The sequence below is a fragment of the Streptomyces sp. NBC_00090 genome (assembly GCF_045160815.1).
In the GTDB taxonomy this organism is placed as follows: Bacteria; Actinomycetota; Actinomycetes; order Streptomycetales; family Streptomycetaceae; genus Streptomyces.
Map to the genome: position 1 here is coordinate 8,966,092 of NZ_CP108224.1, position 24,253 is coordinate 8,990,344.

The window sequence follows — 24,253 nt, forward strand, 5'->3', positions numbered from 1 at the left end:
TGTTCCTCTCCCTTTCACCCGTCGAGGAACTCGGCGCACCGGTAGGGGCCCAACGCCCCACCACCGGACGGCCGCAGGACCACCTCGACGTCATCGGCCCGGACCTTCGGCTCCAGCACGGACTGGGCCCGTGCCAGCGTGCACACCAGCTGCCCCGTGCCCTGATCCCGGCCCGTCGCCGCGTACGGGCCGTCGAGCCGCACCGTGACGCGGCTGCCCGTCGCGGTCACCGAGTAGCCGCCGAGCTCCTGGACGAGCGAGGTGAGCCCGTCGCGCTGTTCGGCGGGCGGTGGTCCCGCGGCGAGGAGCTTCACCATCGAGTTGAGGTCCTTGACCTCCCTGTCGAGCAGGGGCACTCCGCGCAGTCCGCTGTCGGACGCGTAGTACAACCGCATCCCGCGCGTCAGCCCGGACGCCGGATCGCCCGCCCCCACGACTCCGGTCGGCTGGACGCCGCAGCCGACGAGCGCGATCCCCAGCGCCGTGACAGCCGCTCCCTGACGGACCTTCACTCCGTCTCCTCTCCCGTACGTCGCAGGGGCAGCCGCAGCGTGAACACCGCGCCGCCGTGCGCCCCGTCGGCCGCTTCGATCGTCCCGCCGTGCAGCCTGGCGTTCTCCAGGGCGATCGCCGTGCCGAGCCCGCTGCCCTGCCCGCTGTCGTCCACCGCGCCACGCGTGCGGGCCGCGTCCGCCTTGAAGAACCGGTCGAAGACCCTCTCCCGGTCCTCGGGCGGCAGCCCGGACCCGTGGTCGGCGACCTCGATCACCACCCACTCCCCGTCCTCCGCGAGGACCGTGCCGAGGGTCACCGTGACCGGCGGGGCGCCGTGCCGCAGTGCGTTGCCCACCAGGTTCGCGACGATCACGTCGACGCGGCGCCGGTCGACGCTCGCCCGTACGCCCTCGGTGAGGTCGGTCCGCACCCGGTCCGACCAGCCGCGCAGCGCCAGCGACGCCCGTACGGCCTCGGCGAGGTCCGTCTCGGCCGCGTTCAGCCGCACCGCCCCGGCGTCGAAGCGGGAGATCTCCATCAGGTCCTCGACCAGCCGGGACAGCCGTGCCGTCTCCGCGCCCACCGTGCGGGCCGCCCGCGCGGCGTCCGGCGGCAGCTGGTCGGCGTCCTCCTCCAGGACGGTCGCCACCATCGTCATCGCCGCGAGGGGCGTGCGCAGTTCGTGCGACACGTCCGCCACGAACCGACGCGCCTTCGCCTCCTGCGCGCGCAGTTCCGCGTCGGAGGCCTGGAGCGCGTCGGCCGTCTCGTTGAAGGTCCTCGCCAGGTCGGCGAGTTCGTCGTGCCCGGTGACGGCGACCCGGCTGCCGAGGTCCCCGGCGGCCAGCTCCCGCGTGGCCCTGCGCAGCTCCCGTACCGGACGGAGGACCGTCCTCGCGGCGAGCAGCGCCAGGACGGCGGCGAGGAACACCACGGGCACGACGCCCGATCTCACGGAGTCCAGCAGGGCGGCGGTGTCGTCGCGCTCGGCCCGCAGATGGGTGATCGCGAACACCTCCAGGCCGGAGGCGCGACGGTCCCCGTCGGCGTACGTCACGGGCATCCCGACGACCAGATACGGCTCGCCCCGCCACATCACCCGCTGGAACTGGGCGCCGCTCCCGGTGCGCACGGCGGTGCGCAGTCCTGTGGTGATCCGGCCCTCCGTGTCGGCGAGCGAGTCGGAGACGGCGACGAGGTCCTGGTAGCGGGCGACCACGATACGGGCGCCGAGACCGTCCGAGACCTTCGCCGCGAACCGCGCCAGGGACCGCTGGTCGGGCGGAACGTCGAAGTCGGCGGCGACCGCCGTGACGCGGTCCCGCAGGTCGTTCACGGCGGCGTTCTGGGTGCGCTGGAGCACGGCGGTGCGCGCGTCCCGGTAGGCGAGGGCGGTCGCGGTCACCGCGCTGACGAGCGCGACGGCGACGAAGGCGACGACGAGCCGGGTACGCAGCCCGCCGACGAGCCGCCGGGAGCGCCGCTTCCGCGGGGCGGCGGCGCGCCCGCGGCCGCGCCCACGGCCCGCGGTGTCGCGGGCGTCCTCGCGGTCCTCGCGGTCTGCGGGGTCCGCGAGGCCGGTGGGGTCGGCGCGTTCCGTGGGGTCGGTGGGGTCCGTGGCGTCCCGGGCGTCCGCGCGACTCACAGCGGACCGAACCGGTAGCCGAAGCCCCGCACCGTCTGCACGTACCGCGGCTTCGCCGGTACGTCCTCCAGCTTGGCGCGCAGCCGTCCGACCGCCGCGTCCACCAGCCGGGAATCGCCCAGGAAGGTGTGGTCCCAGACGGACGCGAGGAGCTGCTCGCGGCTGAATACCCGGCCGGGCGAGGCCGACAGCTCAAGCAGCAGGCGCAGTTCCGTGGGTGGCAGCGCGATCGGGAGGCCGTGCTTGGTGACGGTCAGGCCCGTGCGGTCGATGACGAGACCGGCGAGGTCGGCCTCGGCTCCCCGCACCGGCCCGGAGGGCTCCGCGCGGCGTAGCGCCGCCCGGATCCGGGCCTCGAGGACGGGCGCGGTGACCGGCTTGACCACGTAGTCGTCGGCGCCGGCCTCCAGGCCCGTCACGATGTCGTGGTCGTCGCCGCGCGCGGTCAGCATGATGACCGGCAGCGTGGAGGTCCTGGCGCGGATGCGGCGGCACACCTCGAAGCCGTCCATGCCGGGCAGCATCAGGTCCAGCACGGCCAGCTCGACCCTCGCGCCGCCCGGGCCGTCCAGCAGGGCGAGCGCCTGCTCGCCGGTGGCCGCCGTGTCGACGTCGTACCCGTGCCGGCGCAGCACGAGCTCCATTCCGTCCCGTACGGACGCGTCGTCCTCGATCAGCAGTACATGCGGCATGGGATCGATTATGGGCGCCCCGAGCGCCGGTCCCGCGCCCCGGCAGGGGGCGGACGCCCAGGTCCGGGGCATTGTTACGTTCTCATCATGTGGCCATGGACCGGTCATCACGTGGTGTGGCGAGGGTGGAGCGCATGAACCCCCAGACGACCTCCCGTGCCACCGCCAGGCTGCGCCTGACCGCGCTCGTCACGCTCCCCGTCCTCCTCTTCTCGGCGGCCTGCGGCGGCGGTGACGACAGCGCCGGCGGCGCGCAGAAGAACGACGAGATCGCCTCGGTGCCCGACGTCCCGTCGGCCTCGCGGTCCACCACGGGCGACACCGGCCCCAGCACCGCACCGAGCACCGCAGCGGCCGGGAAGAGCGCCTTCTACGACGCCCAGCTGAAGTACGTCCAGTGCATGCGTGCCAAGGGCGGCTACAAGGACTATCCGGACCCCAAGCTCAGCGGCCACCTCGACTGGACGAAGATCGAGGAGATCTCGTCGAGGCCCGGCCAGAACGAGGCCGCCAAGGGCGGCAAGGACGGCGTCTGCGCCCCCGAACTCCAGCAGGCCATGCTGGCGGAGCCCAAGCGCGACCAGCAGAAGGACTTCGAGTCGATGCTCGCGCACGCCAAGTGCATGCGGGACAACGGCGTCTCCCGGTTCACCAACCCGACCATGAGCGGCGGCAACGCCCAGCCGGGCGGCGACCCGAACCCGGCGTCGCCGTCCATCGACCACAAGTCGCCGACGTACAAGCAGGCCCGTGAGGCCTGCAGGACGAAGCTGCTCGACGGCCTGGACGGCATGCAGTGAGGCGCCGTACCACCTTCCTCGTCCTCGGTGCGGTGACCGTCGCCGCCTCCGCCACCGGCGGTTTCCTGTTCCTCGGCCAGGAGGGCGAGGCGGACGCCCCGGGGAAGGGCGGCGACCTGCCGCCCGCCACCGCGACCGTCGTCCGCACCGACCTCGTACGGTCCAAGACGGTCGACGGGAAGCTCGACTTCGCGCAGCGCCGCGTCGTCAAGGCGGCTGTCGAGGGCACCGTCACGGTCGCGGCCCCCGAAGGGCGGACGCTGACCATGGGGCAGACGCTCTACGAGCTGAACGACAAACCCGTCACCCTCCTCTACGGGCCGGTCCCCATGTTCCGCGAGATGAAGACGGGCGACCGGGGCAGCGACGTCCTCCAACTGGAGCGCAACCTGCGCGACCTCGGGTACGGGGCGAACCTGTACGTCGACCCGCGGTACGACAAGGACACCGAGACCGCCGTCAAGCAGTGGCAGAAGTCCATGAACCGCGAGCCCACCGGCAGGGTCGGCAAGGGAGACGTCGTCTTCCAGCCGGGCAAGGTCAAGGTGGTCTCCGCCGACGCCGCGCTCGCCGACCAGGTCGCCCCCAACGGGCCCGTCCTCACGATCGCCTCCACCCGGCCCGTCATACGGGCGCGCCTTGAGCAGAGCGAGGGCGCGCTCACCGCACGGGGCACCAAGGCCGAGGTGACCCTGCCGAGCGGGAAGACCGTGGCGGGGCAGGTCACCGGGACCGTGCGCCCCGAGGAGACGTCCGCCGGGGACGGCGCGGCCGCCCAGGACGGCATCACCGTCGAGGTCGTCCTGGACGGCGGGGCGGGCGCCGCGAGCGGCGAGGACGCCAAGGCGCCGGCGAGCGTGAAGTTCGTCAGCGAGGCCCGCAGGGGAGTCCTCGCGGTCCCCGTCGAGGCGGTCGTCGCCCTGCGCGGCGAGAACGGCGGCTACGGCCTGCAGATCGTCCGGGGGACCGGTTCGACGACCGTGCGGGTGGAGACGGGCATGACCGCCGACGGACAGATCGAGGTCAGCGGCCCCGACGTGCGCGAGGGCCTGAAGGTCGGGGTGGCCACGTCATGACACCGACCCCGGTGATCGAGCTGCGGGACGCCGGCAAGGCCTACCCCGGTGGCGTGCACGCCCTGCGCGCCGTGAACCTCACCGTCCAGGAGGGCGAACTCCTCGCCGTCGTCGGCCCGTCCGGCTCCGGCAAGTCCACCATGCTCAACGTCATGGGCACCCTCGACAAGCCCACCACCGGCACCGTCCGGGTCGCCGGATACGACGTGTCCGCGCTCTCCGACTCCCGGCTCTCCGCACTGCGCGCCCGGCACATCGGCTTCGTCTTCCAGCACTTCCACCTCGCGGCGGGGCGCGACGCGGTGGACAACGTCGCCGACGGGCTGCTGTACGCGGGCGTGCCACTGAGGGAACGGCGCACGCGCGCGCGTGAAGCACTCGCCCGAGTACGCCTCGACCACCGCCGTTCGCACACGCCGAACGAACTCTCCGGCGGCGAGAAGCAGCGCGTGGCCATCGCCCGCGCCCTGGTGAAGGCCCCCCGGCTGCTGCTCGCGGACGAACCGACCGGGGCGCTGGACACCGCGTCCGGCGAGATCGTCATGGAGCTGCTGCACGAGCTGAACGCGTCCGGCACGACGATCTGCGTGATCACCCACGACAACGAGATCGCCGGCTCGCTGCCGCGCCGGGTGCGCTTCAAGGACGGCGAGATCGTCTCGGACTCGCGTTCCGAGGCCCCGAGGGAGCGCTCCGACTCCCCGAGGGAGCGCTCCGACTCCCCGAGGGAGCGCTCCGACTCGCCGAAGGAGCGCTCCGACTCGCCGAAGGAGCGCTCCGACTCACCGAGGGAAGGGGCCGGCTCGTGAAGTACGGCCTCAAACCCTCCCGCCTCTCTCCCGGTGACATCCTCCGCGTCGGCGCGGTCGGCCTCCGCGCGCGTCGCGCGCGCGTGGTGCTGTCGGCGCTCGGCATCGCCATCGGCATCGCGACCATGGTCGCGGTCGTCGGCCTGTCCGAGTCGAGCCGCGCGGACCTGATGGCCCGGCTGGACCGCCTCGGCACCAACCTCCTGACCGCCGAGGCGGGGAAGGACGCCACGGGGCAGGAGATCAAGCTCCCCAAGAACGCGGTCGCGATGGTCGAGCGCATCGGGCCGGTGCAGCACGCCACGGCCACCGGTGACGTCGACGCCCGCATCCGCCGCAGCGACGTGGTCCCCGAGGAGCGCACCGCGGGAGTCACCACCCAGGCCGCCGGCATCGACCTGCTGTCCGCGCTCGGCGGCGAGGTCGCCCAGGGCGCCTGGCTGGACCCTGCCCGTGAGCGTCTCCCGGTGACGGTCCTCGGCGCGGTGGCGGCGGACCGACTCGGCATCACCCGCACCGGCGAGACGATCATGATGAACGACACGCGCGTGGTCGTCGTCGGCATCCTCGCGCCGCTCGAACTGGTCCCCACCCTGGACCGGGTGGCGATCGTCGGATTCCCCGCAGCCGAACGCTACTTCGGCTTCGACGGTCACCCCACGACCGTCTTCGAGCGCTCCACGGACGCCTCGGTGGAGGACGTACGGGCGGTGCTCGCTCGCACCATCAGCCCCGGCGACTCGGCGGGCGTCAAGGTCTCCCGTCCCTCGGACGCGCTGGCCGCCAAGGCCGCCACCGACGAGGGCCTGACGACCCTGATGCTCGGCCTGGGCGCGGTGGCCCTCCTGGTCGGGGGCGTGGGCGTGGCCAACACCATGGTCATCTCGGTCCTGGAACGCCGCCAGGAGATCGGCCTGCGGCGCTCCCTGGGCGCGACCCGCAACGCGATCAGGCTGCAGTTCCTGACCGAGTCGCTGCTCCTGTCGGCACTGGGCGGCGCGACGGGCGCGCTCCTCGGCGCGGCGGCGACGTACGCCTTCGCCCGGGTCCAGGGCTGGACGGCGGTGGTCCCGCCCTGGTCCCTCGCGGGTGGCCTGGCGGCGACCCTGCTGATCGGCGTGATCGCGGGGCTCTACCCGGCGATCCGGGCCTCCCGGCTCCATCCGACGGTGGCCCTGAACGCGACGTGAGAGGCCCGGCAGGGCGCGGGGGCGGCACCGCGCGTCCCGGCCGGCCGACTTGGGAGTCGACCGACCGGGAGCCCGACTGGGAGACCGGCTGCGGTCCCTGCCACGGTCCCTGCCGCGGTCCCGACCGCGAGACCGGCCGGGACGTGAGGATCAGACCGCGTCGAACCGGTCCAGCTCCATCACCTTGTCCCAGGCGGAGACGAAGTCCTTCACGAACTTCTCCTTCGCGTCGTCGCTCGCGTAGACCTCGGCCAGCGCGCGCAGCTCGCTGTTGGAGCCGAATACCAGGTCGGCGCGGGTGCCCGTCCACCTGACCGCGCCCGTGGCGGCGTCGCGGCCCTCGAAGGTGTTCGCGTCCTCGGAGGTCGCCTTCCAGACCGTGCCCATGTCGAGCAGGTTGACGAAGAAGTCGTTCGTCAGGGAGCCCGGGGTCGCGGTGAGGACGCCGTGCTTCGACTGCTGGTGGTTCGCGCCGAGGACGCGGAGTCCGCCGACGAGGACCGTGAGCTCGGGGGCGCTGAGGGTCAGCAGGTTCGCCCGGTCGATGAGCAGGTACTCGGCCGGGAGCCGGTTGCCCTTGCCGAGGTAGTTGCGGAATCCGTCCGCCACCGGCTCGAGCGCGGCGAACGACTCCACATCGGTCTGCTCCTGCGAGGCGTCCACCCGGCCCGGCCGGAAGGGGACCTCGACCTCGAAGCCGGCGTCCTTGGCGGCCTGCTCGACGCCCGCGGCGCCGGCCAGCACGATCAGGTCGGCGAGCGAGATCCGCTTGCCGCCGGACTGGGCGCCGTTGAACGTGTCCCGGATGCCCTCCAGGGTGCGGAGCACGGTCGCCAGCTGGTCGGGGTCGTTGACCTCCCAGCCGCTCTGCGGCTGGAGGCGGACCCGCGCCCCGTTGGCCCCGCCGCGCTTGTCGCTGCCGCGGAAGGAGGAGGCCGAGGCCCAGGCGGTGGAGACCAGCTGGGAGACCGTCAGGTCCGAGGCGAGCACAGTGCTCTTGAGGGCGGCGACGTCCACGGCGTCCGCGAGCTCGTGGTCCACCTCGGGCAGCGGGTCCTGCCAGAGCAGCGTCTCGGAGGGGACCTCCGGGCCGAGGTAGCGGGCGACGGGACCCATGTCACGGTGGGTCAGCTTGTACCAGGCGCGGGCGAAGGCGTCCGCGAACGCCTCGGGGCTCTCGTGGAAGCGCCGCGAGATCTGCTCGTACGCCGGGTCGAAGCGGAGCGACAGGTCGGTCGTCAGCATGGTCGGGGCGTGCGTCTTCGACGGGTCGTGGGCGTCCGGGACGGTGCCCGCGCCCGCGCCGTCCTTCGGCCGCCACTGGTGGGCGCCGGCGGGGCTCTTGAACTGCTCCCACTCGTAGCCGAAGAGGATGTCGAAGAAGCTGTTGTCCCAGGCCGTGGGGGTGTCCGTCCAGATGCCCTCAAGGCCGCTGGTGATCGCGTCGCCGCCCTTGCCGGTGCCGTAGGAGCTGCTCCAGCCGAAGCCCTGGGCCTCGATCGGCGCGGCCTCGGGGTCGTCGCCCACGCTCTCCGCGGGACCGGCGCCGTGGGTCTTGCCGAAGGTGTGACCGCCCGCGATGAGGGCGACCGTCTCCTCGTCGTTCATCGCCATCCGGCGGAAGGTCTCCCGGATGTCGCGGGCCGCGGCGATCGGGTCCGGATTGCCGTTCGGGCCCTCGGGGTTGACGTAGATGAGGCCCATCTGGACCGCGCCGAGCGGGCTTTCGAGCTCGCGGTCGCCGGTGTAGCGCTCGTCGTCGAGCCAGGTGGTCTCGGGGCCCCAGTAGACGTCCTCGTCGGGCTCCCACACGTCCGCGCGGCCACCGGCGAAGCCGAAGGTCTTGAAGCCCATCGACTCCAGGGCGACGTTGCCGGCGAGGATCATGAGGTCGGCCCAGGAGATGTTCTGGCCGTACTTCTTCTTGACCGGCCACAGCAGACGGCGGGCCTTGTCCAGGTTGCCGTTGTCCGGCCAGCTGTTGAGCGGCGCGAAGCGCTGCTGGCCGGCACCGGCGCCGCCCCGGCCGTCGCTGATGCGGTACGTGCCCGCGCTGTGCCAGGCCATCCGGATCATGAACGGGCCGTAGTGGCCGAAGTCGGCCGGCCACCAGTCCTGCGAGGTCGTGAGGACCTCGGCGATGTCCCGCTTCACGGCCGGGAGGTCGACGCTCTCGAAGGCCTCGGCGTAGTCGAACTCCTCGCCCAGCGGGTTGGCCACGGCGGGGTTCTTGGCGAGGATCTTCAGGTTGAGCCGGTTCGGCCACCACTGGCTGTTGCCGCCACTCTGGGTCGGATGCGGGGCCCGACCGTGCGCCACCGGGCAGCCGCCCCCACCTTCCGCCTTCGCGTCTACGACGATCGCATCATGGTTCTCAGACATGGGAATCCTTCCAAAGACCTGGCGGATCACAGTGCTCAGGAAGTCCGGCGGGCATCGGGTCCGGCGGACGACGCCGGCCCTGTCTCCCGTCGTGCCGGAGTCTTCCTGTCCCTTGGCCATTAACGAAACCGATCCTACGATGGACGTAGTCCAAGTCAAGAAGCACGCCAAACTGAGCCGACGTGGAAGAGGTGAGCCGACATGAGCGACCTGCTGGAGCGACTGCGGGCGCGCGGCTGGCGGTTGACGTCCCAGCGGCGTGTCGTCGCGGAGGTCCTGGCCGGCGACCACGTGCACTTCACGGCGGACGAGGTGCACGCGCTCGCCGTCGCGCGACTGCCGGAGATCGCGCGGGCGACGGTCTACAACACCCTGGGCGAACTGGTCGCCCTGGGGGAGGTGGTGGAGCTCTCCACGGACGGGCGGGCGAAGCGCTACGACCCGAACGCGCACCATCCGCACCAGCATCTGGTCTGCTCGAACTGCGGGATCATCCGTGACGTCCGTCCGACGGGCGATCCGCTGGCCGTTCTTCCACCGGCGGAGCGGTTCGGGTTCACCGTGTCCAAGGCCGACGTGACGTACCGCGGACTCTGCCCGGCCTGTTCGTGACGTACCGCGGACTCTGCCCGGCTGCCTGTTTCCAGGGGTGTCGTGCACGACGAAGAGGGGCCCCTCCACCGACATCGGTGGAGGGGCCCCTCTTCGTGCGCCGTGGTGGCGCGGTGACTACTTGAGGACCGCGAGGGCCTCTTCGTAGCTGGGCTCCTCGGCGATCTCGCCCACGAGCTGCGCGTGCAGGACCTTGTCGTTCTCGTCGAGGACGACGACGGCGCGCGCGGTCAGGCCGGCCAGCGGTCCGTCCGCGATCTCCACGCCGTAGTTGGTGTGGAACTCGCGGCCGCGGAGCGTGGACAGGTTCTTCACGTTCTCCAGACCCTCGGCGCCGCAGAAGCGGGCCTGCGCGAACGGCAGGTCGGCGGAGATGCAGAGCACCACGGTGTTGTCCAGCTCGCCGACCTTCTTGTTGAAGGCGCGGACGGAGGAGGCGCACGTCGGGGTGTCGACGCTCGGGAAGATGTTGAGGACCTTGCGCTGGCCGGCGAAGTCCTTCAGCGACTTGTCCGCCAGCCCCTCGGCGACGAGCGTGAAGTCGGGAGCCTGGCTGCCGGGGGCCGGCAGAGCGCCGTTGACCTGCACCGGGCTGCCCTTCAGCGTGACCTGGGCCATGGGGAATCTCCTTCGGACGGTGTGAGTGGCAACGCGGGGAATCGTACGGCGTGTGGACCTTGGGGAACGACACGGGCCGTCGCCGTGAGACGGGGGACCGGTCGGACCATGGAACCCCAAGCTGTTCATGTAGGTGAACGCCCGCACCCGAACCGTGAGGGTGAGAGTCTGTCGCGGCCCGGATTCCGGTCGCACTCGCCTCCTTGACGCCTTTGGTTCAGACCTTTAGGTTCCACCCTCGACAGTCATCCAGCGTTCAGATACATGAAGAAGGGGTAACCCCTTGTCCAGATGGCGCGATGATTCCCGTACGCCCCTCACCAGCCGAGTCCGAAAGCGATCGCTGCTCGCCGCCCCCCTCCTCCTGACCGCCCTGCTCGCCACACTCGTCGCAGGCCCCGGCGGCGGCGGTGTCGCCGAGGCGGCCCCGGCCACCTTCGTCCACCCCGGCGTCCTGGTCTCCCGGGGGCAGCTCGACTTCACCCGGGAGAGGGTCAACGCCGGGGCGCAGCCCTGGAAGGGTGCCTTCGACCAGATGGCGGCGAGCAAGTACGCCTCGCTGTCCCGGGTCCCGAAGCCGCGGTCGGTCGTCGAGTGCGGCTCGTACTCCAACCCGAACCTCGGCTGCACCGACGAGCGTGAGGACGCCCTGGCGGCGTACACCCTCTCCCTCGCCTGGTACTTCACGCGCGACAGCCGGTACGCCCAGAAGGCGATCGAGATCATGGACGCCTGGTCCGGTGTGATCACGGACCACACCAACTCCAACGCGCCCCTGCAGACGGGCTGGGCCGGCTCCTCCTGGCCGCGGGCCGCCGAGATCATCCGCTACACCTACACCGGCTGGCCCCAGGCCCGCGTCGACCGTTTCAAGACAATGCTGCGCACGGTCTACCTCCCCGAGGTGACGAACGGCTCCCACTCCAACGGCAACTGGGAGCTCAGCATGACCGAGGCCGCGATCGGCATCGCCGTCTTCCTGGAGGATCGTGCCGCCTACGACAAGGCCGTCACCAAGTTCCGCGGCCGCGTCCCGGCCTACATCTACCTCGCGAGCGACGGCGCCCTGCCGAAGGCGGCGCCGGGCAGTGGCCTCGACACCCGCGACGAGCTCGTCCGCTACTGGCAGGGGCAGACCACCTTCGTCGACGGGCTGACCCAGGAGACCTGCCGCGACCTCACCCACACCGGCTACGGACTGGCCGCCATCTCGCACATCGCCGAGACGAGCCGCATCCAGGGGCAGGACCTCTATCCCGAGGTGGCCGACCGGCTGCGCCACGCCCTCGGCCTGCAGGCCAGGTACGAGCTCGGTGAGCCGGTCCCGAGCTGGCTCTGCGGCGGCACCCTCCATGACCACCTCGGACCGGTCACCGAGGTCGGGTTCAACGCGCTGCACCACCGCATGGGGTACGCGATGACGAACACGCAGCGGCTCACGGAGGCCGGCCGTCCGGCGGGCACGAACAACCTCTTCGTCGCCTGGGGGACGCTCACCCACGCCGGTAACCCCGGCTGACCGAGCCGCGCGAGGGATGACGCGCTTCGTGCGCGCCTCTTGACGGTCCCTTACTTCACTCCTTAAATCATGGGGGCGTCGAAATGGACCCCGTTCTGTGCTCCGCATACCCCGAGGGTTCGTGTCGTGCATGCATGTCATGAGCGCGACACGAACCCGTCCCCCCACACCCGACGGAAGAGAGAGCCGTGCCCTTCTCCCGCTCGCGATCGCGTCCCCTGTCCTCCGCCGTGGCGGCCCTCGCCCTGGCCCTGGCCGTCGCCGCCCTCGGCACCGGACCGGCCGGTCCAGGACCCGCCGGCCCCGCGGCCGAACTCCGTTCCGCCGCTCTGGGTCCCGTGGCCGAAGCGGCCGCGGTGACCTTCTCCGACGACTTCGACGGTCCCGCCGGCTCCGCCGTGGACGGCGCGCGGTGGCAGATCGAGACCGGCGACAATGTCAACAACCACGAACGGCAGTACTACACGGCCGGCAACCGCAATGCCGCGCTCGACGGGCAGGGCCACCTGGTGATCACCGCCCGCAAGGAGAACCCGGGCAACTACGCGTGCTGGTACGGCCGGTGCGAGTACACCTCGGCGCGGCTGAACACCGCCGGGCGGTTCACCACGCGGTACGGACACGTCGAGGCGCGCATGAAGGTGCCGCGCGGCCAGGGCATGTGGCCCGCGTTCTGGATGCTCGGTGACGACCTCGGCCAGGTCGGCTGGCCGGACTCGGGCGAGATCGACATCATGGAGAACGTCGGCTTCGAGCCGTCCACCGTGCACGGGACCCTGCACGGACCCGGCTACTCCGGCTCCGGCGGCATCGGCGCCGGGTACACCCTGCCCGGCGGACAGGCCTTCGCCGACGCCTTCCACACCTTCGCCGTGGACTGGTCGCCCGGCCGGATCACCTGGTCCGTGGACGGGGCCGTCTACCAGACCCGCACGCCCGCCGACCTCGGCGGCCGGACCTGGGTCTTCGACAAGCCGTTCTTCCTCATCCTCAACCTCGCGGTCGGCGGCTACTGGCCCGGCGACCCCGACGGCTCGACCGCCTTCCCGCAGCAGCTCGTCGTCGACCACGTCCGCGTCACCACTGCCGACGGGCCCTCCGTCGCGGGACCGATCACCGGCATCGGCGGCAAGTGCGTCGACGTGGCCGGCGCGAGCACCGCGAACGGCACGCCCGTCCAGCTCTACGACTGCAACGGCACCCCCGCCCAGCAGTGGAACCTGGCGGCGGACGGTACCGTCCGCGCGCTCGGCAAGTGCCTCGACGTCACCTCCGCCGGCACGGCGGACGGGACACCGGTCCAGCTGTGGGAGTGCAACGGTACGGAGGCCCAGCGCTGGACCGCCAACGCGGCCCGGGACCTGGTCAACCCCCGGGCCGGCAAGTGCCTGGACGCCACCGGCAACAGCTCCGCCAACGGAACCCGGCTGCAGATCTGGACCTGCGGAGGCGGCGCCAACCAGAAGTGGACGGTCACCCGTTGACAAGGGCCCGGCAGGACTCGTTGTGCACGCCCGTCCACCATCACCGGTCAGTCCACCGGCCGCACCTGCACTTCGAGATCCGCTGGATGGCCGCCGAGTATTCGCTGAGCACCCGCTGAGTACCCGCGCCCGTCCTCTGAGTTGGACACCCACCTCCTCGACGGGCGCGGGACGTGCGACAGTACTCCGACGGAGCCAGGGGGCTCCGTGAGCGAGGGGCGAGGGCCTTGGACCTGTTCGACGGTGAGCGGCACTCGCGGCCGTCCGGTTCAGCACGGACGAACGGCTGCCCCGCGAGCTGCGCGTCCTGACCGCGGAAGCCGCGCGGGACCAGGTCGCCCAGGTCCGGGAGGAGGCCGCCCGGCTCGGCGCCGCGTACGCGGAGACCACCGGCACCGATGCGGCGGAGGCACTCGCCGCCGCCGACCGCTACGAGACCAAGGCCGTCGAACTGTGGGACTTCGTCACCTCCGGCGCCCACGACGTCGGCCAGCTGATGACCTGGGTACTGATCCGGGCCAGGCTCGACGGTGAGGCCCCGCTGCTCGTCGCCGACCGGCTGCTGCGCACACCCGGGCCCCGCGCATACGTGCTGCACAGGGTGCTGATCGGAGTGGCCGACCCCGCACAGCCGCTGTGGCACTACTCCGTCGACCTGAGCGGCCGGGACTGGTGGCGGCGCGCGCGGGAGGTCGCGGACCATCCCGAACTGTCCCCGGAAGCCCGCGCGATCGGCCTCAAGGCAGCCCGCGAGCACCATCTGATCCGCTACCCCGACCAACTGCGCCCGGCTCCGACCGAGGCCGAACTCGCGGAGGCGCGAGCCTGGATCGACGGGCACGCCGACGTCTGACGCACGCCGACGTCTGACGCACGCCGATGCCTGACGGGCCCGCCGAGATTCGGCGGGCCCGCTCGTCCTCGGGCTCCCCGGCCGGAGGCCGGGCCGGTTCAGGACACGGACCTGCCGAAGAACTCCAGTTCCGCGACGGCCACCTGCTTCCGCGGGTCGGCCCGCCACGCCGTGCGGAGCACCAACTGCACCGACAGCGCGTCGCGTACCCGCAGGTCGACCCGCTGGGTGCCGCCGTCGTTGATGCGGTGCTGCGAGACGCGCGTCTCGCCGGAGGAGTCCTTGACCACCAGTTCGAAGGTGCGCGGGGTCGCCTGGCCGTCCGCCTGCGTCGTGTTCTTCGAGCTGCCCGGCGTGATCAGCAGGCTCAGCAGATCGGTCGGCTCGGCGAACCTGGCCTCCAGGTACTGGCCCGCCGAGTCGCCCGCGTAGCCCGTGCCCCACCAGGTGTTGGAGTATCCGTCACCCGCCAGCTTCGGGTCCTGCTTCGGCGCGGCGTGCGAGGCCACCCAGGCGACGGGGTGGACCGGGACCCGGGTGGCGAAGTGGTCCTGGATCGCGCGGACGGCGGGCGGGCCGCCGGTGACACCGCCGACCACCACGGCGACGATCGCCGTGGCGATGAGGGCCCGGGTGATCAAGCGGCTCCGGTCGCGGTTGAGGCCGGGCCGCCGGCCCGCGTACGGGCCCTCCGCCGTGGAGAGCCGCTCCGGGACCATGGGGGTCGCGCAGAAGCGGCAGAAGTGGCGGCCCGGGGTGTTGGCGAGGGCGCAGGCCGGGCACGGGGTGCCGCCCTCCACGGGGGCGGGTGCCGCGGCGGCCCGGACCGCGGGACGCGCGGCCTCCGGACGTGCGGGGAGCACCGGAGAGGCGACGGCCGGCTCCGCGGGCCGGCTTCCGGGGACCGGGACGAGAAGGGAGCGGGCGACCGTGTCCGACAGCCCGTCGGATGCCGTCCGCGCCGAGGAAGCGGGAGCGGGTGTGGGTACGGGTGCGGGCGCCTCCGAGGACGCGGTCACGGTGGGTATCGGGGCGGTGACGTCCTCGGCACCCGCCGGTGCGGCGACGCGCGGAGCGTCCGCTTCCGGGACCTCCGGAGCTTCCGTGGCTGCCACGGCATCCCCGGCTTCCACCGCATCCCCGGCACCCATGGCTTCCGGGGCGGGACGGGCCGCGGGGACGGTACCGGTCCGCGGGGACTCGCCGGCGGGCGCGGCGACCGGCTCGTCCCGGTCCGCGCGGATCGACGGCGACGCGGCGGACACGGTCCCGGGCGCGGTCGTGGACACCGTTCCGGACGCCGGGGCCGACCGCTCGGCCGAGGACGTCGCCGGGGCCGGGGTGTCCCAGCGCAGGAACGCTCCGCAACTGTCACAGAACGACTGGTCCACCGCCCGCACCGGGCTCGCGCAGTCCGGGCAGGGACGGGACTGGGGCGCGTCACTCATGGGGGTCAAGCTCCTTCGGATGAACGGGAAGTGGTCACCGAGACCGTGAACGGCAGGTGCGCGGGGCGGGCCGCCGCCACGACCGCGCGCAGGCGTTGCGGATCGACGGCGGCCGGGTCGGCGACCCGGAGGACGACGTGCAGCCCGGCCCCGGGCGTCCCGGGGAACGGGCCGAGCGGGCGGGCGGACCAGCTCGCACCGCCGCTCTCGGTGATCTCCGCGGGGACGCCGAAGGCGAGCCGGACCGCCGCGGCGAGACCCTGCCGGGTGCCGCGGACCCGGTGCAGGGCCACGGCCGAGGCGACCGCGTGCCGGCGCAGCGCGAGCGACTCGGTGCCCTCCAGCTCCGCGCCGACCCAGGTCGCCAGATAGTCCACGAAGTCGGCGGGGGCCAGCGCGGGCGAGAAGTACGCCTCCAGCGAGTCCAGGACGTTGAAGAGGGGAGCGAGGACGACGTCCAGGCCGGCCACGAACCGCTGCCCGAACTCGCCCTCCGCGTAGACGGCGGGCAGCGCCGCACCCAGCGGGTGCGGGGTCGCGAGCCCGGGAACCGTGCCCCGCGCGGACCCGCTCACCGCGCCTCGATCACACGCACGCGGTGGTCGAACGGGAACAGCAGCGCGGACGGCAGCAGCTCGATCCGGTCCGTCGTGTCACCCCTCCGGCCGGTCAGCGGATCGGCCGGATGCAGCAGCACCTCGTCCACCAGCTCCACGCCCGGCACCCGCTGGAGCGCCGCGAAGACCTCCCCGGCCCGCAGCGGCCGCCCGAACGGCCACCCCTCGCCGTGCGCCCCGCCGGTCAGCGGGTCCAGGTACGCGTACAGCGTGTCCAGCGCCTCGGCACGTACGCGCTCCGCCTCCGCCGCCCGGAAGGAGTGCAGCGTCGCCACCACCGTCACCCCCTGGTAGAACGGCGGGCCGACGGCCAGCCGGGTGCCCAGCGGACGCCGTTCGTCGAGGAAGCCCGTCACCCGGGACAGCAGCTCCTCGCCCGGGACGAGCTGCTCGAACCGCAGCCGCCCGCCCCGGTCCGGCACCGCCTGCGGCACGACCAGGACCCGGACCGCGTTCTCGCCCGCCTCGGCCGAGTCCGCCGCCAGGCACGCGATCCGCGCGGCCTCGGGCGCGGCCCGCCGCGCCAGCTCCTCGTAGTCGCGGGCGGTGACGGCCCGTTCCTGCGCCCGCAGGGTGATGGGCGCGCGCGCCTTGGCCTCCTCGACGGTCTCCCCGTCCACCCCGCCCCGCGCCGCCTCACGGTTCTCGACCCGCGCGATGTACGGGATGGAGCTGCGCAGCACGGTGATCGTGGAGCGGGCCACATTGCCCGCCCGGCCGCCCCCGGTGCCGTAACGGACCGCGCGGATCGCCGCGCCCTTCGGCGGTACGGCCCCGAACTGCCGCAACGTGCCGTCCGGTTGGCGCACGCACGGCCCGAAGGCGAGCTCGCCGGTCGTCGCGTCCAGGGTGAAGTGCCGGTCGCCGGGGCGTGAGGAGGCGAAGTCGCGGACGACGGTCCACTCCTGCCAGCCGGCCTCCGGGTCCTCCTCGTCCCCACCGCCGTCCGCCCGCTCCGCGACCTGGAGCAGCAGCGGCGGCCGGTCCACGACCGGCGCGTGCGCGAGCCGCACCCGCTGCCCCGGGACGCCCTCGGACTCGCCGAGCCCCTCGTTCCGGACCGTCTCGGCGTGCGCCGCGCGCACCGTGCCGCCGATCGTGAACGCGCCCGCCGCCCGTACGGTCGGCGACTCGCTGTAGGACGGAAGACCTTCGACGGGCTCCACGACGCGGCAGCGGACCCAGCCCGCCTCGTGCCCGCCCAGCCGGGAGACCGCGTGCCCGGACGGCATGTGCAGCACCACCTCACCCGGCCGGTTGAGCCCGCCCGTGGTGTCCTCGTCGACCTCGCACGCGGTCCACCCCTCGGCGGCCGTCCACGCCTCCCACACCAGCGGCGGCCGACGCGGGTCCACACCGACGCCGTCCACCCGGCTGTCCAGGTCGAGGACGAGGACACAGTCCGGGACGGCCGCCGAGAGGCCGAGGAGCAGCAGGTCGCCGACGCGCGGCAGCGGCGCGAAGACGGAGACGTCCTCGCCGCCCCGCAGGTCCTGCGAGCGGTCCTCGGGCGTGCCCCCGGCCTCCTGGCGCAGGAGGTGGGTCAACGCGCAGGGCACGACGGTCAGATCGGCGGAGGTCGCGAAGACGACCGCCTCCTCCGTCTCCGTACGCCCGGTGGAGACCTCCGTCCCGGCGGGCAGCAGCACCGGCTCGGGCTGGGGCGCGGAGAGCCGGAAGGTGATCTCCGCGCGGGCGGCGGCGGGCGGGAAGAGCGTCACGCCCAGCAGGTCGAGGAAGGCCAGGTGGTTCTTCTCCGGGACCCGGTTGAGGCGGTAGACGAGCTGGTCCGCCATGTGCGCGACGGCCTCCACCAGGGTGACCCCCGGGTCGGAGACGTTGTGGTCGGTCCACTCGGGGCACGCCTGCTGGATGTAGCGCTTGGCGTCGTCGACGAACTGCTGGAAGCGCCGGTCGTCGAGATGGGGTGCGGGCAGGGCCATGGCGGCTCTTTCAGTCCTCGGAGGGGATGACGTAGAAGGGGAAGACGAGGTTGCGCGGGTTGTTGGCGCCGCGCACCCGGTAGCGGATGTCGATGTACAGCGTGGTCGGCTCCGCGGGCGCGGGGGCGACCGTGACCTCCTCCACCTCGATGCGCGGCTCCCAGCGGTCGAGCGAGGACATCACCTCGTACCGGACCCGGCCCATCGTCGCGTCGTTGACCGGGGCGAACACCAACTCATGGACGGCACAACCGAATTCGGGTCGCATCGGCCGCTCGCCCGGCGCCGTGGCGAGGACCAGGCGCATCGACTCCTCGATCTCGCGGTCGCGGCGGACGAGGGCGATGGAGCCGCTCGGACCGGTGCGCAGCGGGAAGGCCCAGCCGGCGCCGACGAAGTGCTCACTCAAGGGAAGGTCCTCCTCGGAAGGTCGAAACGCGGCTGGTCTGCACGTCGAAATGGCAGTACGTCGGAACGGAACCGCAGTACGTCGGAACGGAACCGCAGTACGTCGGAACGGAACGGCAGCACGTCAGAACGGCAGGTTCGCCGCGACGGGGTTGGGCATCGGGACGGTCGACGTGACGAACATCGGCGCGTTGACGACCGCCTGGGTCAGCGCCGACACCTTGAACTTCGCGCCGGCCTTGATGTCCACGCCGAGCCCCGCGTTCAACTGGATCCGCCCCGTGGCGGAGAGCGTCAGATCGGCACCCGACTCGACCGTGACGCCCCGGGCCCCCGAGATGGTGACCGTGCCGTCGCTGTCGATGGTGAGCGTGGTGCGGGCCTCGTTCAGCTCGACGCTCAGTCCCCCCTTCGCGGTGCGCAGCCGGATGCCGTGCGAGGCGCGCGTCCGGCCGCCCTCCTCCCGCAGCTCCACGGTGTGGCCGGTACGCGAGGTCAGGGCACGCCACTGGACCCGCCCGCTGGTCGGATCGACGGGCGGCACCCGGTCGGTGGCCGGGGTGTGCCGGTCGACGCCGTTGTAGAGCCCGGCCAGGACGTACGGGTGTTCCAACGACCCCCGGTCGAAGGCGCACAGCACCTCGTCGTCCACCTCGGGCAGGACGAGACCGCCGCCGCCGCGACCGCCGAGCTGGGCGACCCGGCACCAGCCGCTCTCGTACGTCGCCGAGAGCCACGGGAAACGGAGTCTGACCCGGCCGAGCGAGAGCGGGTCCTTGGTGTTGGTGACCAGGGCGACCGCGACACCCGGCATGGGCGGCGCCGGCTCGCCGCCGCCCGAGGCAGTCCCGTACAGGGAGCGGAACTGCCGCCCGGACACGGTCAGCCAGGTGGTGAACTGCCGCCCTGAGGCGAAGACATGACGCACCCCGGTGGCGGTGTAGCGCCCCTCGAAGGGGAAGCCCGCGCCCTTCACGGCAACCGGCTGCCCCGGCTTCAGCGCCGGATTCCCGGTGACGGCGACCTCCACCTCCGCGAACGACCCGGTGACGTCGTCGGCGAGCGCCCTGGCCGCCTGCGTCACCTGCGACTGCGTGGTGAACGGGGTCCCGGTCGCCGCGAGTTCGGCGGGACCGAACGGCGCGGAGAGCTGCGTCGGGGTGATGTCGGAGACGATGTCCGGGCTCGCGACGGCGGGGGTCGGCGAGGACAGCGCCTGCTTGGTACGGGGGTCCCAGCCCCGCACGTCGACCTTCCCCACCTGCCCGGCGGCGGTCACGGACACCCGGCTGTGCAGGGTGTTGGACCCGAAGTCCAGGACGTACGGGCTCTGCGCGGCGGGCGTGGTGTCGGCCGGGGCGGAGGAGGCCGGGGGCAGCGCGGCGAAGACGAGCCTGCCGGCCGGGTCGAGCGAGAGCCGGACGTCGTTCTCGCGCGCGAGCCGGGAGAGGAAGTCCCAGTCGGTGATGTTGGGCTGGGTGGCCAGCTCGTACACCGTGGGCGTGGCGTCGACCTTGCCGAGGGGCACGCGGTTGAGGCCGGCGAGCTTCCGGACGATGTCGGACGCGGTCATGTTCGGGTAGCCCTCGACCCGCCGGTTGCGCAGGAGGCGGTGGCCGGGGTCGTAACCGCGCACGATCAGGTACCGGCCGTGGCCGGGCGCCGCGTCCACCTCGACGGCGGTGACCTCGCCCGTGAGCATGGGCTCGCCGAGCCGTCCGTCGGTGAAGGGGGACAGCACCGCCATGGCGCCGACCTTCAGATAGGGGAACTTCGCGGTGAGGGTGCCGTCCTTGTCGCTGAACGTCAGCTGGAAGGCGGAGGGGACGTTGACGCTGGCGTCCACCCAGCCCTCGGTGAGACGGACCGCGAGCGGGTCCGGGAGCGGCGTGCCGTCGAGCTGCACGTGCAGGACGGTGGTGAAGGTCTTCTCGCTCATGAGGTGCCCTCGGTCTCCGGCGTTTCGGTGGTGGACGGGAGCAGCAGTTCGGTACCGGGGCGCAGTCGCATCGGGTCGTCGATGCCGTTCGCCTCGGCGATGACCCGCCAGCGGGTCGCGTCGCCGTACTCCCGCCAGGCGAGAGACGCGAGGGAGTCCCCGGCGACCGTGCGGTGCACCCGACGGGCCGAGAGCGCCCCGGAGGTCGGGTTCTGCCCCTTGGTCGCGGTGGAGACCTCGGTGAGGGAGAGCGAGCAGGTGGCGCGGATCGGTATGCCGCTGGGGCTGAAGAGGGTGTACGTCGCGGAGACGGAGGTGACGTACGCGACGAACTGCACGGTCGAGAACGACCCCCAGGAGAACTTCACCCACGGCGGCGACGGCGCCTTCGCGCTGATGCTCTGCTGGGTCACCTCGCAGCAGGAGAGCAGCAGTTCCACCTGCTGCTGCACGTCGTTGGAGGACGGGGCGCCGGAACGGTCCAGGAAGACCTCAAGCTGGAGCTGGGCGGGCTCGCTGCCGGTGAACTTCGGCGGCGCGCCGCGGGTGTACGCGACCGCCGGCTCGGTGTGCCAGTTCGCGGACCGGCTGAGCTGCAGCTGGTCCGGGTTGAACTGGAACTTCACCTCACCGAGCCGGCCGCCCATGGAACCGCCGAGATCGGTCGGGGGCTGATGGATGGCGAGCGAGGCGCGGGAGAGTCCGCTGGCCACCAGCCCGCCCAGGAACCCGGGCATCTCAGGCGCCCCCCGCGTCGGTGAACCCGTGGTGCGCGATCTCCAGCGTCTCGGTGGCGACGGCCGGGCTCGCCGGGTCCAGCGTCGGCCCCGTCCAGCGGACCGGCAGCACCTCGACGAGACCCCACTGGGCGACGACCGACCCGTCGGCGCGCAGGGCGGCGATCTGCGCCGTCGGACGGGTGATGCCCGTGGCGAGCGACGAGATCCAGGCGGCGACCTTGGTGGTGTCGGGGGTGAGAGGGCGGGTGAGGCGGATGGTGGAGAAGGTGACGCGGGTGGGGAGCTGCCAGATGAAGCCGTTGTTTCCGCCCTCCTGGCGCTGCTCCACCTCGACTTCGGAGGAGAGACCGTCGCAGCCGTTGAACAGGCCGAGGTCCTCGCCGTCGATGGTGAGCTTGAAGAAGACGGTGGATGCGGGGTCCAGCTGCGTGGGCATGGTGGCTGGTCTCTCGGGTCGGCGGTGGCGGTGGCGGCGGTGGGAGTGGGAGGGAGACTGGGAGGGGCCGGTCGTCAGTGGCCGTGGTCCCTGAGGCGGCCCACCCGCTCGCGGTCGGCGCGGAGCTCGGCGCGCAGGAGACGGGAGAGCGGGGTCACGAGTCGCCGGGCCAACTCGTCGAGCTGAGTGGGCGATGCGGCGTCGGCGGAGGGCGGGCCTGCCGACGGGCCGGCGGTGCGCTGTACGGGGGTCGTGCCGGGAGCGGTACGGGCGGCAGTGGCGGCGCGAGGTGCGGATGAGGCCTGCCGCGGCTGCGGGGCCGGGGCGGGGGCCGACGCGCGGGTTGGAGCCGGACTCGGAGCGACGGCTTGGGTGCGCTGGAGTGGGGCGGGGGTGGGCGACGAGGGCGCGGGCGTCGGGGGCTCGGGGGCACTTCGACGCTGGACGGCCACCGGGCGTGCGACGGGACGGGCGGCGGCGGGCGAGCCGATCGGCACGACGGGACGGGCGGTGCCGGGCCCCGCGGTGGCTGCCGTGGTGCTTCTCGTGGTGGGCGGAGTGGCGGCACTGCGCTGGACGGTGGGGGCGGGGCCTGCGCCGGGGGAGGGCGTGAGGGTGGACGCGGGCTTGAAGAGAGGCACGGCGGGGCGCGGCGCGGCAGGGGCGCCTGACGCGACGAGGGGGGCGACGCTCGGTGTGACGCCGGGCATGGCGAGGGGCGCGGCCGGGCGGTGGCCGGGTGCGGTGCGTGGGGTGGGGCCGGTGGAGGTACGGGGCCCGGCGGCCGGGCTCGCGGTGCGCGCGAGACTCGGGGTGAGCGGCCGGGTGGTGGCGAGCGGAAGTGAGGACCGCCGCTGCACGGTGGGCGCGGTGGCACGGGGGAGGTCGGTGACGGTGACCAGCGGCACGGGGGTGGGCGCGGTGGCTTCCGTCGGCGCCTTCGTCCGGGGACGGGCCGGGGAGTCGGGGGAGGCCTGAGTGGGCGTCGCGTCGGTGGTCCGCTGCAGGACGGGAAGCGGCTCGGCGGGGCCGGGGCCGGGGCCGGGCGTGGGGGTGGCGACGGGGGTAGGACCTGAGGTCGAGGTCGAGACTGAGGTGGAAGTCGAGGTCTGCGCGGTTGCACGCGGCGTGGCCGGGGCCTGAGATGTGATCGGGGCGGCCGGGACATGCGTGGCGGGGGTGCCGGGAACGGTGGCGCGCTGGACGGCCGGGCCGGACGGTGGCAGCGGCGTCGCCGGAGTGCGAGGCTCGGCCGTGCGCGGAGCATCCGGAACAGGAACCGGAACGGGAAGCGGCACCGGGGGCTTGGGCTGTGCCGCCCGCTGGACGGACGCCGACCCGGGCGAGCGGGTCGGGACAGGCGCGGTCGGCTGGGGCGACACCGGGGTGCCGGGGGCGGGGGCGGCCTTGGTCGGAGTGGGTCCGTTCGAGGCCGATCCGTTGGGGGCCGAGCCGTTCGGGGTGGCGCCCTCCGGGGTCGTGGACGTGCGCGTGATCGGCGCCCCGATCGGGGACCGTCGCGGTGCCGGGGTCGCGCGCGGCGGAGGTGTCGCGGCCGTGGCGCGCTGCACGGGGGCACCGAGGCCGGGTCGGGTCGGGGGTGCCGTGGTGACCGGACCGGGTCGGGTCGCCGGGTCGGCCCGGGGCACCTGTGCGGTCGGGGATGCCGGAGTCGCGGGCTGTACCGGAGCGGCCTTCTGCACCGGGGCGGCCGCCGTGGTCGCCGGGGGCACGGGCGCGGTGGCCGGTGCCGGACTCGCCTGGGGCGCCGGGGCAGGAGTGACCGGGGCAGGAGTGGCCGGAGCAGGAGTGGCCGGGGCGGCGGCCGGCGGCGCGGAAGCCGTCGTGCTCCAGTCGGCTCCCGGGGCGCGCCGCGAACGGCGTACAGGGGGCCGACGCTGCACCGGAGGGACCGGCGTCCCGGCCGGGGTGGTCGGCATCCCGGGCCCCGTGGGGGAAACGGGGCCCGGGACGTTCTGGGGCCGTCCGGCAGCCGAGGGCTCCGGTGCGGCGGTGTCGGGCGTGACGGTGGGCGTCACGCCGACCGGGTCGGTGGATCCGTTCTCGGGAGTGCGCGCCGGGGCCGTCGCCCGTTGGACGGGTCCGGCGTTGGGCGTGGCCGTGCCGCCGGACCGGGCGGCACCGGCCGGGGCCAGGAGGCGGGGAGGCTGCACGGGACGCGCGGAGACCAGTGGCGAACGCCGAACAGGCGCGGGCCGTACGGGCCCTCGGGGCGCGGCACCCGTCGTCGGCACCGCCGTGCGCGGTGCGGCACCGGCCTCGGGGGCGGGCGTACCGGTGCCCGTGACGGCCCGGGGGACGGTGGGCCCGGAGGGCCGGACCGGACCGGCCGCCGACGTGGCCGAACGCTGGACGGTGGGAACCGACCGGGACGAGTCCGGGGAAGCGGAAGGAGAAGTGGAACTGGTGGGAACAAGAGACGTGTCCGAGGAGCCGGACGCACGTACCGGAGCGGCCGCGGCCCCATCCCGTACCGGGCGAGGCGCTCCCGCTGCCGGTCGGTCCGGCGCCGAGGACACCTGACGC

At 73.3% G+C, this 24,253-nt stretch carries 21 protein-coding genes and 1 pseudogene; 9 read left to right on the forward strand and 13 right to left on the reverse strand.

Annotation, left to right across the window (positions count from 1 at the left end):
• Positions 1–14 precede the first annotated feature (14 nt).
• Genes OG361_RS39710 through OG361_RS39720 form a run of 3 tightly spaced genes read right to left on the reverse strand, consistent with a single transcriptional unit; the run spans position 15 to position 2,832 of the window.
• The gene (locus OG361_RS39710; protein WP_405861565.1) at positions 15–512 is read right to left on the reverse strand and encodes a hypothetical protein; all 498 of its coding nucleotides are present in this window, start codon (positions 510–512) and stop codon (positions 15–17) included.
• Positions 509–2,140 carry an ATP-binding protein gene (locus OG361_RS39715; protein WP_405861567.1) on the reverse strand — a complete coding sequence of 544 codons (1,632 nt, stop codon included), beginning with the start codon at positions 2,138–2,140 and terminating at the stop codon, positions 509–511. Before OG361_RS39715 ends, OG361_RS39710 begins: the two co-directional genes overlap by 4 nt.
• Positions 2,137–2,832 carry a response regulator gene (locus tag OG361_RS39720; RefSeq protein WP_405861569.1) on the reverse strand — a complete coding sequence of 232 codons (696 nt, stop codon included), beginning with the start codon at positions 2,830–2,832 and terminating at the stop codon, positions 2,137–2,139. The genes OG361_RS39715 and OG361_RS39720 overlap by 4 nt, the downstream gene beginning before the upstream one ends.
• A gap of 134 nt (positions 2,833–2,966) precedes the next feature.
• Here OG361_RS39720 and OG361_RS39725 point away from each other — a divergent pair, with 134 nt between their 5' ends.
• From OG361_RS39725 to OG361_RS39740, 4 genes are read left to right on the forward strand one after another with little or no spacing between them, the layout of a single operon-like run.
• Positions 2,967–3,632, forward strand: coding sequence for a hypothetical protein (locus OG361_RS39725; protein WP_405861571.1), 666 nt, complete (start codon positions 2,967–2,969; stop codon positions 3,630–3,632).
• Positions 3,629–4,708 (forward strand): peptidoglycan-binding protein, encoded by a 1,080-nt coding sequence (locus tag OG361_RS39730; RefSeq protein WP_405861573.1) that lies wholly within the window; start codon positions 3,629–3,631, stop codon positions 4,706–4,708. Before OG361_RS39725 ends, OG361_RS39730 begins: the two co-directional genes overlap by 4 nt.
• Positions 4,705–5,517, forward strand: a complete 813-nt coding sequence (locus tag OG361_RS39735) for an ABC transporter ATP-binding protein (protein ID WP_405861575.1) — start codon at positions 4,705–4,707, stop codon at positions 5,515–5,517. Before OG361_RS39730 ends, OG361_RS39735 begins: the two co-directional genes overlap by 4 nt.
• A complete protein-coding gene (locus OG361_RS39740; protein WP_405861577.1) occupies positions 5,514–6,707 on the forward strand; it encodes an ABC transporter permease in 1,194 nt (397 codons plus the stop codon). Before OG361_RS39735 ends, OG361_RS39740 begins: the two co-directional genes overlap by 4 nt.
• Positions 6,708–6,857: 150 nt before the next feature.
• Here OG361_RS39740 and katG read toward each other — a convergent pair whose 3' ends face one another.
• On the reverse strand, positions 6,858–9,089 hold the full coding sequence (gene katG, locus OG361_RS39745; RefSeq protein ID WP_405861579.1) for a catalase/peroxidase HPI: 2,232 nt from the start codon (positions 9,087–9,089) through the stop codon (positions 6,858–6,860).
• 201 nt (positions 9,090–9,290) lie between these two features.
• On the opposite strand from katG, the gene OG361_RS39750 reads away from it, so the two are divergent.
• Positions 9,291–9,701, forward strand: coding sequence for a Fur family transcriptional regulator (locus OG361_RS39750; protein ID WP_384567386.1), 411 nt, complete (start codon positions 9,291–9,293; stop codon positions 9,699–9,701).
• A gap of 117 nt (positions 9,702–9,818) precedes the next feature.
• Here the strand turns inward: OG361_RS39750 and tpx are convergent, their stop codons facing one another.
• Positions 9,819–10,319, reverse strand: coding sequence for a thiol peroxidase (gene tpx, locus OG361_RS39755; RefSeq protein WP_384567387.1), 501 nt, complete (start codon positions 10,317–10,319; stop codon positions 9,819–9,821).
• A 343-nt stretch (positions 10,320–10,662) separates the two neighbouring features.
• On the opposite strand from tpx, the gene OG361_RS39760 reads away from it, so the two are divergent.
• The 3 genes and pseudogenes from OG361_RS39760 to OG361_RS39770 form a co-directional block, all read left to right on the forward strand.
• Positions 10,663–11,838 carry an alginate lyase family protein gene (locus tag OG361_RS39760; protein ID WP_405862686.1) on the forward strand — a complete coding sequence of 392 codons (1,176 nt, stop codon included), beginning with the start codon at positions 10,663–10,665 and terminating at the stop codon, positions 11,836–11,838.
• A 188-nt stretch (positions 11,839–12,026) separates the two neighbouring features.
• The gene (locus tag OG361_RS39765) at positions 12,027–13,322 is read left to right on the forward strand and encodes a ricin-type beta-trefoil lectin domain protein (RefSeq protein WP_405861582.1); all 1,296 of its coding nucleotides are present in this window, start codon (positions 12,027–12,029) and stop codon (positions 13,320–13,322) included.
• 433 nt (positions 13,323–13,755) lie between these two features.
• Positions 13,756–14,175 (forward strand): annotated as a pseudogene (locus OG361_RS39770) (hypothetical protein); the annotation flags it as partial.
• Between the two features lie 98 nt (positions 14,176–14,273).
• On the opposite strand, the gene OG361_RS39775 reads toward OG361_RS39770, so the two are convergent.
• The 8 genes from OG361_RS39775 to OG361_RS39810 form a co-directional block, all read right to left on the reverse strand.
• A complete protein-coding gene (locus OG361_RS39775; RefSeq protein ID WP_405861584.1) occupies positions 14,274–15,623 on the reverse strand; it encodes an NADase-type glycan-binding domain-containing protein in 1,350 nt (449 codons plus the stop codon).
• A gap of 5 nt (positions 15,624–15,628) precedes the next feature.
• Positions 15,629–16,198, reverse strand: a complete 570-nt coding sequence (locus OG361_RS39780) for a phage tail protein (RefSeq protein WP_405861586.1) — start codon at positions 16,196–16,198, stop codon at positions 15,629–15,631.
• Positions 16,195–18,183 (reverse strand): putative baseplate assembly protein, encoded by a 1,989-nt coding sequence (locus OG361_RS39785; RefSeq protein WP_405861588.1) that lies wholly within the window; start codon positions 18,181–18,183, stop codon positions 16,195–16,197. Before OG361_RS39785 ends, OG361_RS39780 begins: the two co-directional genes overlap by 4 nt.
• A gap of 10 nt (positions 18,184–18,193) precedes the next feature.
• Positions 18,194–18,592, reverse strand: coding sequence for a GPW/gp25 family protein (locus OG361_RS39790; protein WP_384567396.1), 399 nt, complete (start codon positions 18,590–18,592; stop codon positions 18,194–18,196).
• A 123-nt stretch (positions 18,593–18,715) separates the two neighbouring features.
• Positions 18,716–20,530 carry a VgrG-related protein gene (locus OG361_RS39795; RefSeq protein WP_405861591.1) on the reverse strand — a complete coding sequence of 605 codons (1,815 nt, stop codon included), beginning with the start codon at positions 20,528–20,530 and terminating at the stop codon, positions 18,716–18,718.
• Positions 20,527–21,267 (reverse strand): LysM peptidoglycan-binding domain-containing protein, encoded by a 741-nt coding sequence (locus OG361_RS39800; protein WP_405861593.1) that lies wholly within the window; start codon positions 21,265–21,267, stop codon positions 20,527–20,529. The genes OG361_RS39795 and OG361_RS39800 overlap by 4 nt, the downstream gene beginning before the upstream one ends.
• 1 nt (position 21,268) lies before the next feature.
• Positions 21,269–21,706: a phage tail protein gene (locus tag OG361_RS39805; RefSeq protein WP_384567402.1), complete on the reverse strand. Its 438-nt coding sequence runs from the start codon at positions 21,704–21,706 to the stop codon at positions 21,269–21,271.
• Between the two features lie 74 nt (positions 21,707–21,780).
• Positions 21,781–23,277, reverse strand: a complete 1,497-nt coding sequence (locus tag OG361_RS39810) for a hypothetical protein (protein ID WP_405861595.1) — start codon at positions 23,275–23,277, stop codon at positions 21,781–21,783.
• A 37-nt stretch (positions 23,278–23,314) separates the two neighbouring features.
• Between OG361_RS39810 and OG361_RS39815 the strand changes: the two genes are divergently transcribed.
• Complete coding sequence (locus tag OG361_RS39815; protein ID WP_405861597.1) at positions 23,315–24,250, forward strand: hypothetical protein; 936 nt, start codon at positions 23,315–23,317, stop codon at positions 24,248–24,250.
• Positions 24,251–24,253 lie beyond the last annotated feature (3 nt).